Source organism: Acetobacter sp. UBA5411 (assembly GCF_002409645.1).
Taxonomy (GTDB): Bacteria; Pseudomonadota; Alphaproteobacteria; order Acetobacterales; family Acetobacteraceae; genus Acetobacter.
On record NZ_DHNR01000005.1, the window covers coordinates 126,056 to 137,250 of the forward strand.

Annotated in this window: 8 protein-coding genes, 1 tRNA gene and 1 pseudogene; 5 read left to right on the forward strand and 5 right to left on the reverse strand. The window is 59.8% G+C overall.

The genetic code is table 11. The features are described from left to right. Positions 1 to 26 precede the first annotated feature (26 nt). The 4 genes from gltB to B3759_RS01435 all read right to left on the reverse strand — a co-directional run bounded on the left by gltB (position 27) and on the right by B3759_RS01435 (position 7,393). Positions 27 to 4,580 (reverse strand): glutamate synthase large subunit, encoded by a 4,554-nt coding sequence (gltB, locus tag B3759_RS01420; RefSeq protein ID WP_291362927.1) that lies wholly within the window; start codon positions 4,578 to 4,580, stop codon positions 27 to 29. A 5-nt stretch (positions 4,581 to 4,585) separates the two neighbouring features. After that, positions 4,586 to 6,019, reverse strand: coding sequence for an NAD(P)-dependent oxidoreductase (locus tag B3759_RS01425; RefSeq protein ID WP_291362929.1), 1,434 nt, complete (start codon positions 6,017 to 6,019; stop codon positions 4,586 to 4,588). A 256-nt stretch (positions 6,020 to 6,275) separates the two neighbouring features. Further along, positions 6,276 to 7,232 carry a complex I NDUFA9 subunit family protein gene (locus B3759_RS01430; RefSeq protein ID WP_291362931.1) on the reverse strand — a complete coding sequence of 319 codons (957 nt, stop codon included), beginning with the start codon at positions 7,230 to 7,232 and terminating at the stop codon, positions 6,276 to 6,278. Beyond that, positions 7,229 to 7,393, reverse strand: coding sequence for a hypothetical protein (locus B3759_RS01435; RefSeq protein ID WP_291362933.1), 165 nt, complete (start codon positions 7,391 to 7,393; stop codon positions 7,229 to 7,231). The genes B3759_RS01430 and B3759_RS01435 overlap by 4 nt, the downstream gene beginning before the upstream one ends. Positions 7,394 to 7,497: 104 nt before the next feature. Here B3759_RS01435 and B3759_RS01440 point away from each other — a divergent pair. Then, positions 7,498 to 7,584, forward strand: a tRNA-Leu gene (locus B3759_RS01440). Positions 7,585 to 7,757: 173 nt separating this feature from the next. Here the strand turns inward: B3759_RS01440 and B3759_RS01445 are convergent. Further along, complete coding sequence (locus B3759_RS01445) at positions 7,758 to 8,069, reverse strand: hypothetical protein (protein ID WP_291362935.1); 312 nt, start codon at positions 8,067 to 8,069, stop codon at positions 7,758 to 7,760. A 225-nt stretch (positions 8,070 to 8,294) separates the two neighbouring features. Between B3759_RS01445 and B3759_RS01450 the strand changes: the two genes are divergently transcribed. The 4 genes and pseudogenes from B3759_RS01450 to B3759_RS01465 form a co-directional block, all read left to right on the forward strand. Next, positions 8,295 to 8,951, forward strand: coding sequence for a ribonuclease D (locus tag B3759_RS01450; protein WP_291362937.1), 657 nt, complete (start codon positions 8,295 to 8,297; stop codon positions 8,949 to 8,951). Between the two features lie 76 nt (positions 8,952 to 9,027). Further along, positions 9,028 to 10,071: a KpsF/GutQ family sugar-phosphate isomerase gene (locus B3759_RS01455; protein ID WP_408736436.1), complete on the forward strand. Its 1,044-nt coding sequence runs from the start codon at positions 9,028 to 9,030 to the stop codon at positions 10,069 to 10,071. Continuing rightward, positions 10,071 to 10,841: an LPS export ABC transporter periplasmic protein LptC gene (gene lptC / locus B3759_RS01460; protein ID WP_291362939.1), complete on the forward strand. Its 771-nt coding sequence runs from the start codon at positions 10,071 to 10,073 to the stop codon at positions 10,839 to 10,841. Before B3759_RS01455 ends, lptC begins: the two co-directional genes overlap by 1 nt. Continuing rightward, positions 10,842 to 11,195, forward strand: a pseudogene (locus tag B3759_RS01465) (hypothetical protein); the annotation flags it as partial.

The window sequence follows — 11,195 nt, forward strand, 5'->3', positions numbered from 1 at the left end:
CGCTGGAAACAATCCTGTACGTAAGATCAGGCGGAAATCGCCACCTGTTCCGGTGCCGCAAACCCGATGATCTTTGCATAATCTTTCGGAACCACCTGCCAGAAGCGCGGCAGGACTTCCTCCCATTTATGCAGCAGCATCGCAGCATACGAAGACTGGGTTTCGGTCGCATGCGCCTCGACAAGAGCGCGAAGTTTTTCTTCCCACTTCTTCTGATCGACACGCACCCAGAACACGTTGTCCGGGTTGACCTTCTGTTCGAACGATCCGTCCTCGTCGTAGACGAAGGCCATGCCGCCCGTGAAGCCAGCGCCAAAGTTGTCGCCAGAGTCACCAAGGATCACAACCGTTCCACCCGTCATGTATTCACAGGCGTTGGAACCACAGCCTTCAACCACAGCGGTCGCACCGGAGTTACGCACGGCGAAACGCTCACCGGCGAGACCTGCGGCATACAGCGTGCCCGCCGTTGCGCCATACAGGACCGTGTTGCCGACAATCGCGTTTTCATTCGATGCCAGCACGCTGGATGCCGAAGGACGCACGACGATGGTCGCACCGGACAGACCCTTGCCGACATAGTCGTTGGCGTCGCCATGTACTTCCAGCTTCAAACCCTGCACGGCGAACGCGCCGAGCGACTGACCGGCAGAACCACGCAGACGCACCGTCAGGTGACCCGGCGCCAGCGTGGCCATGCCATACTGCCGCACGATCATGGAGGAGATGCGTGTGCCGATGGCGCGCATGGTGTTCTGCACGTTGTACTGAAGCTGCATCTTCTCGCCGTGATCGAATAGCGGACGGGCATCCGCGATCATCTGTGCGTCGAGCGTGTCGGGCACCTCGTTCCGGCCCTCAAGCGTGCAGTAGCGCGCATGTGGGCCGGGGTCGGCCTGAACCAGAAGCGGGTTCAGATCAAGATCATCGAGATACTCGGAACCACGCGAAACCTGATGCAGTAGATCCGTGCGGCCGATCACCTCGTTCAGCGTCTTGAAACCGAGTGATGCGAGGATATTCCTGACATCTTCAGCAATGAACGAGAACAGGCTGATGACCTTCTCTGGCGTGCCTTCGAACTTGGCGCGCATGGCCGGGTCCTGCGAACAGACACCCACCGGGCAGGTGTTCGAGTGGCACTGACGCACCATGATGCAGCCCATCGCCACGAGGCTCGCCGTGCCGATGCCGAACTCTTCCGCACCGAGCATGGCGGCAATCACCACGTCCCTACCCGTCTTGATGCCACCATCGGTGCGCAGCGTGACGCGATGACGCAGACGGTTGAGCATCAGCACCTGATGCGCCTCCGCCAGACCAAGCTCCCACGGCAGACCGGCATATTTTACGGAAGACAGCGGGCTGGCGCCCGTGCCGCCGGAATGACCGGAAATCAGGATCGCATCGGCTTTCGCCTTCGCCACACCTGCCGCGATGGTGCCGATACCCGAACGGGCTACCAGCTTCACGGTAACACGCGCATCCGGGTTGATCTGCTTCAGGTCATAGATGAGCTGCGCAAGATCCTCGATCGAGTAAATGTCGTGATGCGGTGGCGGGGAGATCAGCGTCACACCCGGCGTTGCATGACGCAGCTTGGCGATCAGTTCCGTGACCTTGAAGCCCGGAAGCTGTCCGCCCTCACCCGGTTTCGCACCCTGCGCAACCTTGATCTCAAGCTCGCGGCAATCGTTCAGATACTGCGCCGTGACGCCGAAGCGACCGGACGCGACCTGCTTGATGGCTGAGGACGCATTGTCACCATTCGGGCGCGGCTTGGCGCGAGCCGGATCCTCACCACCCTCGCCGGAATCGGACTTCGCGCCGATACGGTTCATGGCGATGGAAAGCGTCTCATGCGCTTCCGGGCTGAGCGCACCGAGCGAGATGGCCGGCGCGATCAGGCGCTTGCGCAACTGCGTGATGCTTTCGACCGATTCCACCGGAATGGCTTCACGGTCGCTCTTGAAGTCGAGCAGATCACGCAGCGCCACCGGCGGCTGACGACGCACGGCATCGGCATAACGCTGATAGATCGAGAAGCTGTCTGTTCCGACAGCTGTCTGGAGCATGTGGATCAGCGTGCCGTCGAAGGCATGCGTCTCACCACTCCGGCGCAGCTTGTAGAGACCACCAACCGGCAGGACAGCAGCCGAAGTGTCCCAGGCCTGCTCGTGGAAGCTCAGGATGTTCTTGGCGATGCCGCCAAGCCCGATGCCCGAGATGCGCGAGGCCATACCAGGGAAGAACTCGGCGACCAGCGCGCGGGACAGGCCGACGGCCTCGAAATTGCAGCCACCACGATAGGACGCCATGATCGAGATGCCCATCTTGGACATGATCTTGAGCAGGCCCTTGTCGATGGCCTTGCGATAGCGCTCGACCGCGGTGCGCAGAGACATATCGCCACAGAGGCCACGACGGATACGATCCGCGATGCTTTCCTGTGCGAGATACGGGTTCACCGTTGTCGCGCCGACACCGAGCGTCACGGCCACGGCATGCACGTCCAGCACGTCCGAGGTCCGGACGTTCAGCGAGGTGAATGTCCGCAGCGAGTTGCGCACCAGATGCGTATGCACGGCGGCAACGGCGAGGATGGTCGGAATACCGGCGCGCTCGGCGGACTGGTTCTCGTCAGTCAGGAATACATGCGAGCAGCCTTCCCGGACACGCTCTTCAGCCTCCCGACGGATACGGGCAATGGCCTCACGGAGACCGGTCTCGCCTTCCGCTGCTATGAAGGTTGTATCAATGCTTCCGCCGCGGTCGCCACAGAACTTGCGAAGCGCCTCGAACTCACCGCTGGTCAGGATCGGACTGGGAAGCTGGAGCAGATCGCACTGATCTTCCGTCTCCTCCAGAATATTACCGAGATTGCCCAGTCGCGTGAGCAGGCTCATCACCCGTGTTTCACGCAGTGAGTCGATCGGAGGGTTCGTAACCTGACTGAATCCCTGACGGAAATAATGCGCCAGCCCGCGATACCGCTCGGAGAGAACCGCCAGCGGCGTGTCATCGCCCATGGAGCCGACAGCCTCGCTCGCCGTCTCGACCATCGGCTGGAGAATGTGCTCGAGTTCTTCAAGCGTGTTGCCGACAGACAGCTGACGGCGGCGCAGCTCTTCCGGCTGATACATAACGGGCTCGACGACATCGTCGCGCACCAGCGAACCGATCTTCTGGATCTTCTTGACCCACTGACCGAAGTCCTGACGGCCCGCCAGAAGGTCGAGCAGTTCGTCATTGCCATAGAGTTTGGCATTGTCGAGATCGACGCCGAGCATCTCGCCCGGACCAAGGCGGCCACGGCTGACGACGGCCGCTTCCGGCACCTTCACCATACCGGCTTCGGAACCGATGATCAGAAGATCACTTTTTGTCTGGGTGTAACGCAGCGGACGCAGGCCGGAGCGGTCCAGACCGGCGATGATCCAGCGCCCGTCTGTCGCGCACAGGGCGGCAGGTCCGTCCCACGGCTCCATGACGGCATTGCAGTAGGCAAACATGTCGCGATGCGACGCCTTCATGCGGGAATGCGCGCCAACACTGGCCGGGATCATCAGCGCCTTGACCGCAGGCGCATCACGTCCAGCGTGGGTTAGCAGTTCAAAGACGTTGTCGAGTGTCGCCGTATCGGAACCACCGACCTGCACCACCGGCTTGATGTCGTTCATGAACGGATCAAGCTCGGGATCGGCCAGTCGTGTTTCGTGGCTGCGCATCCAGTTCGCGTTGCCGGAGATTGTGTTGATCTCGCCGTTATGGGCGACGCGACGGAAAGGCTGCGCCAGCTTCCATGTCGGGAACGTATTGGTCGAATAACGCTGATGATAGATCGCGAACCGGCTGACAAAACGCTCGTCCAGCAGATCTGGGTAAAAATCCGTCAGGTTTTCAGCAAGGAACATGCCCTTGTAGATCAGTGAGCGGCAGGACAGCGAGCAGATATAAAGATCAACCTGATCTGCAATGGCGGACTTTTCGATCCGACGACGGATTACATACAGGTCACGCTCGAAATCCGCTTCAGAGCGGTCCGTTTTGCCTCGGATGATGATCTGTTCGATTTCAGGCCGTGTCGCATTGGCTTTTTCACCAATGCACGAGGTATCGATCGGCACCTGACGCCAGCCATAGATGCTGTAGCCAAATTTAAGGATTTCCGTCTCGATGATCTGACGGCAGCGTTCCTGCGCGGCGAGGTCGGTCTTAGGAAGAAACACCTGCCCCACGGCCAGAGGCACGCCAGCATCGCGCTCTGCCTGCGGCACACCGATGGCGTCGGCGAAGAAGTCCTGCGGGATCTCGACATGGATACCCGCACCATCGCCCGTCTTGCCATCAGCATCGACAGCGCCGCGATGCCAGATCGCCTTCAGCGCCTCGATGCCAGCCTCGACAACGTCACGACGCTTGCGGCCATCCAGTGCGGCGACAAGGCCCACACCGCAGGAATCGCGCTCGTCCGCCGGGTCATACAGGCCGTTCTGTAGCGCCTCGCTGTTGCGCTCCCAGTTGGCGACAAAAGCCTCGCCGCTTTCGCTGGCGGAGGAGAAACCTTCAAATGAGTCCATTGTCATTACTCCGCAGCCAGAGAAGAAGAACGGGCGGCAATCCACTGATCGATCTGCGCCGCCGCATCACGCCCATCACGGATGGCCCACACGACGAGGCTCGCGCCGCGCACGATGTCGCCAGCGGCGAATACGCCCGGCACCGAAGTTTCGAAGCTGACACGATCAACCTGCAATGTACCCCAGCGTGAGGTCTTGAGATCATCCGCCTTCCACAGTTCAGGAAGTGGCTCGGGGTCGAAGCCAAGCGCCTTGATGACCATGTCGGCGTGGACCGTAAACAGGCCGTCGGGCTCCGCCTCAATCGACTGACGCCCGGAACCGTCCGGCAAACCGAGGCGCATCTTCTGCGCCCGCACACCGGTGACGGTCGTGTCGCCAAGAAAGCTTTCGGGAGCCGCCAGCCAGACAAATTCGACGCCCTCTTCCTCGGCGTTCTTCACTTCGCGCACGGAGCCCGGCATGTTCGCCTTGTCACGGCGGTAGAGACACTTCACGGACTTCGCGCCCTGACGAATGGCCGTGCGCACGCAGTCCATGGCCGTGTCGCCACCACCGATGACCACGACATCCTTGCCTGCGGCATCCAGTTCGCCTTCCGGCAGCGCATCACCCAACGAGCGACGGTTGGAGGCTGTCAGATAGTCCAGCGCCCGCACAATTCCGCCAAGCCCTGAACCCGGTCCGCCAATCTCACGCGATTTGTAGACGCCGGTCGCAACCAGCACGGCATTGTGCTTTTTGCGCAGTTCCTCGAACGCGATCTCACCTTCGCCCGCGCCAATACCCTGACCGAGATGGAAGATGACGCCCTGCTCCTCCAGAACCTTCTGGCGACGCAGCACAATGTCCTTTTCCAGCTTGAAGCCGGGGATGCCGTAGATCAGCAGGCCACCAACACGGTCGTGGCGATCATACACATGCACCTGATGACCGCTCGCCCGCAGACGTTCCGCTGCGGCCAGTCCCGCAGGGCCAGCGCCGATAATGCCGACGGAGCTTTCCAGCTCAACGACCGGCATGACAGGCTTCACCCAGCCGTTCTCGAACGCTGTATCGGTGATGTAGCGCTCGACGGCACCGATGGTGACGCTGTCGAAATCCTTCTCGATAACGCAGTTGCCTTCACAGAGCCGGTCCTGCGGGCAGATACGTCCGCAAATCTCGGGAAAGCTGTTGGTCGCCTGAGAGACGCTGTATGCCTCTTCCAGACGCCCGTCCGCCGCCAGCATCAACCAGTCAGGAATGTTGTTTCCCAGCGGACAATGAATGGAGCAGAACGGCACACCGCACTGGGAGCATCGACTGGACTGCGTGGCAGCCTGTTCCGGCGAGAATTCCTTATAGATCTCGTCGAAATCCTTACGCCTCTCGTCCGCGAGACGTTTGGGCGGCTGGGCCTGCGGGACAGAGACGAACGAGAGCATCTTTGCGGTCATGCGCTGGCTTCCTTAACCCGGCCGGTCACTCTGGGCGGGGCATACTGGCTAACTGGGAACCTTTTCCGTCGAGACACGACTGGTCATCCGGCATTTCCGGCAGGTCCTGAATTGCGATAGCGCAGGCGCGCACGCGACAAAAGACAGCAAAGCTGTCCTATTAAGCGAAACGATTTCTCTTCCTCAGCCCGCCACACTCAACACAACCAAAAAATGTGACAGTAATGCTGATCTAAAAATACCCAGAAAGCTGATTTCAAACGTTAACTTTGTCACCACCGGGAGCGTAGCGTTTCATATAGGCGGGCACGATCATGTCCATAGCGACGGGAGCTATTCCCAGATCGCGGAACCCCGGCAGATTCTCATCCACCACATTATCGACCGTCAGCATCTTCAACTGATCACGGGTCAGCATACGCCCCGGCAGATGCTCCAACACCGCCGCCTGCAAGGAGGCCAGACCGGAAGGCACCTCAAAAATCGGCTTGTTCCGCCCCGTCATTGCCAGCACACGCTCGGCGATGGCGCGCATGGTCAGGATTTCCGGACCACCCAACTCGCAAAGATGCGAACGGGTAGACGGATTCTCGTCGAAGGCGCTGATAATGACCCTGATCGCTTCAGCGACATCCGCCACGTAAACCGGCTGCAGTTTCGTGGAAGCGCCATACACGGGCATGACAAAGGGCGTGTAGCGCGCCACGCCCCCAAGCATGTTGAGAAAGTGATCTTCCGGCCCAAACAGCACGGACGCTCTTACAATAGTGGCTGGAGGAAAATGCCGCGTGACCTCTTCCTCACCTGCCGCCCGGCTACGTCCGTAGGCTGAGGGTGAAGTGGATGATGCGCCGATAGCCGACATATGCACAAACGTCTGCACCCCGGCGGCAGCGGCCAGTCGCGCCACACGGGCAGCTCCTTCCACATTCACGGCATTCAGGGCTGCACTAGAAGGCGCGCCGAGGATGGCCGCAAGATTCACCACGACCGAGGCCTCAGACACGACCTCCGCCACAGCATCTTCATTCTGGACAGGCGCATAAAACGGAACAACCTGCCCCACATCGCCCAACTGCCTCAGATCGTTCGCCAGATCCGTGCGACGGCACGCAACGCGGATTGCATACCCGTCAGCTGCCAGCTTCCGAACCAGATATTTTCCAAGAAAACCCGCTCCTCCGAACACAGTTGCCGTCTTGCGACCGATCATGGCGTCATTCCTTCATGTCCAGTTTCTGCGAGGAAAATACTACAAGTTCCTTCCGGCACACCTTGCGCCACATCACCGGTTCCACAAAGCGGCAAAAGATAGAGCTGAAAACCCAGAAAAAACGCAGCAAAACGGGAGTGACGATAACGCCCGATCTCCACGATTTCATATTCCGCACAAAAATCTTCACAATGCCCCTTGACCCTTTGGCGAGAGGCCTTTAAACGCCAGCTCCACCACCCGGTTGCACCGGGTTGTCATCTCAGCCCAGATGGCGGAATTGGTAGACGCGCAGGTTTCAGGTACCTGTGGCCGCAAGGTCGTGGAAGTTCGAGTCTTCTTCTGGGCACCACAAATTATTGTTTCCCAATAATTTGCAGTTAAGCAGCGAGTAATAATCACGCAAAGCGTGATCACCTTACTTCAGCTTATAAAATACCCCCTAAAATACATACAACGCCAAATTGAGCCATACGCTCAGGCCGGATGTTATCGGCAAAACGTGCCTGTCTACACGAAGGCTGATCAGTTCCCCTGTTCCCCGAACAGTTCAGGTTTCTTTCTCGCAAACCAACCCATCATTTTTGCCGAGAGAGTCCGGCAGAATGAGACATCCTCGGCGAGCAACAGCAACCCGAGCGGCAACATCCACAGTCCCAGCACAGGAAGAAATGACAGGACGCCTCCGGCGCAGAACAGGAGACCTGAAGGCACCCTGATCCACCACCGTGAAGGCTCGAGCAGCCAGTGAGCGCCCTTTTCCAGACGATCCGGCAATCTGGACAGGAGCACTGACCGGCGCTGGTCAAAAAGAGACATGTCGGATTTTGCGTTCATATCCTGAGTCTAGGCCGATCAGGCGAATTAGCGAAACATATCCGACATGGCGCATAGATTCCGGTCTGGGCAATGCGACTTTCCCGCGTCGATTCGGTCAGAATCCATGTGCAATATTCCGCCATATTTTCATGTCGCGCATCGCGCCGCCCTGCTTGCGAAGGCGGCTTCGGATTACTATTGCTCACGACTGGCAATCATTACCCCTGAAGGATAAGGCACCCCATGCGCGACAGGATCAGTAACGATGGCCCAATAACGCTGCATCGGGACGACCTTCCCGATGATCTCGATCTTGGGAATTGCGTCGCCATCGATACGGAGACCATGGGTCTGCGCCCCTATCGTGACCGTCTGTGTCTGGTGCAGCTTTCCGCTGGCGATGGCTCTGCCCATCTGGTGCAGATCGTGCCGACCGAACCCGGTGGCCCACCAGCAGATTGCCCCAATCTGAAGCGCCTTCTCTCCGACCCTGCCGTCACCAAGCTGATGCATTTCGCACGATTTGACGTGGCGATCCTCCAGCATACGCTCGGAATCACCGTCGCACCGGTCATCTGCACCAAGATCGCCGCCCGCCTCGTCCGTACCTTCACGGATCGGCATGGACTGGCCGCGCTTTGTCGGGAAATGCTTGGCGTCGAGATGAGCAAGCATCAGCAGAGTTCGGACTGGGGTGCGCCGCATCTGACACCGGAGCAACTGGCATACGCCGCGTCCGACGTGCTGCATCTTCATGCTCTCTGGGAAAAGCTGGAAGCCCTGCTGGTCAGGGAAAATCGCCGTGATCTCGCTCAGGCCTGCTTCGACTTTCTGCCTGCCCGCGCCCGTCTTGATCTGCTCGGGTATGACGAGCCAGACATTTTCTCCCATCGCGCCTGACTTTATTGCCCGAATTTTAGGTGTGGATCAGGTGGTTATGATTGACCGTCGCGCCTTCACGGACGATAGAAACGGCATGAGCCATACCGTCTCTTCCGGATCATCCGCCGTCCTCGACAGCGTGATCGCTCCTCCATCAGACCGTGACCCTCTGGGTGCGGCCCGTCGCACGCTGGCCACTGAAGCGGACGGTCTGTCTGCGCTTGGGCGTGCAATGGATGCTGAAGATGGACTGGGCGCGGCGTTTTGTCAGGCCGTCGATCAGATCGCGGAACTCGAAGGCCGTGTGGTCGTGACCGGCATCGGCAAGTCCGGCCATATCGGACGCAAGATACAGGCCACGCTCAGCTCGACCGGCACCCCAGCCATCTTCGTGCATCCCGTTGAAGCATCACATGGTGATCTCGGCATGGTGGCGCGTGGCGATGCTGTGCTGGCTCTCTCAAACTCCGGCGAGACTGCTGAACTGGCGGATATCGTCGAACACAGCCGTCGCTTCGGCCTGCCGCTGATCGCCATGACGGCGCGCCCAACTTCGACGCTCGCACGCGCCGCCGACCTCGTTCTGCTGCTTCCTTCCGTGCCGGAGGCCTGCCCGATGGGTCTGGCCCCGACGACGAGCAGCCTGCTTCAGCTCGCCCTTGGCGACGCTCTGGCCGTCGCACTGATGGAAAGACGCGGCTTTACCGCCGGTGACTTCGGCGTTTTTCATCCGGGCGGCAGTCTCGGCGCGCGTCTTCGAAGCGTGAAGGACCTGATGCGGACGGGCGAGGCACTGCCGCTTGTATCGCCCGATACGGTCCTGCGGGACGTTATTGTCGAGATGACCCGGAAGGCGTTGGGCTGTGTCGGCATTGTGGATGCACACGACAAGCTCGTCGGCATTATCACAGACGGTGATCTGCGTGGCGCTCTGGACCGTGATCTTGCCACCACCCCGGCATCGGCGGTGATGAATCCTTCTCCCCTGACTGTCTCGGCCGACATGCTTGGCGTTGAGGCGCTGCGCATCATGAATGACCGCCCCAAGCCGATCACGTCTCTTTTCGTGCTTGATGATGAGCAGCGTCCGACTGGCGTGCTGCATATCCACGACCTTCTGCGCGCCGGAGTCGCCTGATGTCAGACGATCAGACGCAGCATGACCCGACACAGAACAACGAGACCGGAACCGGTGGTCGGGTAGAGAGACAGGATTTCAAACGCTCGGCGACGTCCGTGAAACGTCAGCGTGAAGTCATCGAAGCTGCGATCGTCACTGCCCGCAAGGCTCCCGGACAGAAGGAGCTTGCCCGCCGTCAGGCCACGCTCAAATGGGCGAAATGGCTGCTACCGTCACTGGCGCTGCTCCTGCTGGGCTCCATTGCCATCTGGCCTGAAATCGACCGCCTGATGAACGCCAACCGGGCGGCGCTGACGGAAGTTACGCGCCTCAAGATCGAAAGCGGCAATCTGGAAGGCGCTGTCTATCGCAGTGTGGACGCGCACGGACGCCCCTACATGATTACGGCGAAAACGGCGCACCAGATCAACGAAGACCGGATCGATCTGATCAATCCGGCTGCCGATACGCTGTCGCAGGGCGGAGAATGGCTGTACCTTCAATCGGAACAGGGCGTTTACATGCAGCATGAGCAGTTGCTCGACCTGAAGGACGAAGTCACGCTCTACAGGGACGATGGCCTGATGATGCGCGGGCCGGTTGCCGATGTGTCCATGCATGACGGCGTGATCGCCTCTGATTCCTGGGTTCATGCAGAGGGTCCGTTTGGAGTCCTTGACGCTAAAGGGTATTGGCTGTCGCAACATGAAGGTATTGCCCAGTTCCGCGGTCCCGGGCGATTCATCCTGAATGACGATCGTAACGGACCGCACGACAAGGCCAGCTGAATGGTATCGCTTCGCACCTCTTCCCTGTTGTTCACCAAGCACTTGTGGCGGAGCCTTGCCCTGACTGGCGCCCTCGCCGTCTCCGGCACGAGCCTCACCGTTCTAGGAACAGCTCCAGCCTTTGCTCAGGCCATCGACCTGTCTCATGGCGGACAGATTACCGTGACGGCTGTGGGTGGTTTTGACTGGGATCAGAACGCACAGAAGGTAACGGCGTATAATCAGGCGCAGGCAGTCAGGGGCGACGTCACTGTCACGGCTGACAAGCTGATCGCGTATTATCGCAAGAAAGCAGCCTCACCGGATGCGCAGGCACCGGGCGCAGCGCCTGCTGCAACGCCTGCAACGCCTGCA

Excerpts from the sequence above, each read along its gene's own strand:
- gltB (WP_291362927.1), bottom strand. The coding sequence starts at position 4,580 with ATGGACTCATTTGAAGGTTTCTCCTCCGCCAGCGAAAGCGGCGAGGCT.
- B3759_RS01425 (WP_291362929.1), bottom strand. The coding sequence starts at position 6,019 with ATGACCGCAAAGATGCTCTCGTTCGTCTCTGTCCCGCAGGCCCAGCCG.
- B3759_RS01430 (WP_291362931.1), bottom strand. The coding sequence starts at position 7,232 with ATGATCGGTCGCAAGACGGCAACTGTGTTCGGAGGAGCGGGTTTTCTT.
- B3759_RS01445 (WP_291362935.1), bottom strand. The coding sequence starts at position 8,069 with ATGAACGCAAAATCCGACATGTCTCTTTTTGACCAGCGCCGGTCAGTG.
- B3759_RS01450 (WP_291362937.1), top strand. The coding sequence starts at position 8,295 with ATGCGCGACAGGATCAGTAACGATGGCCCAATAACGCTGCATCGGGAC.
- B3759_RS01455 (WP_408736436.1), top strand. The coding sequence starts at position 9,028 with ATGAGCCATACCGTCTCTTCCGGATCATCCGCCGTCCTCGACAGCGTG.
- lptC (WP_291362939.1), top strand. The coding sequence starts at position 10,071 with ATGTCAGACGATCAGACGCAGCATGACCCGACACAGAACAACGAGACC.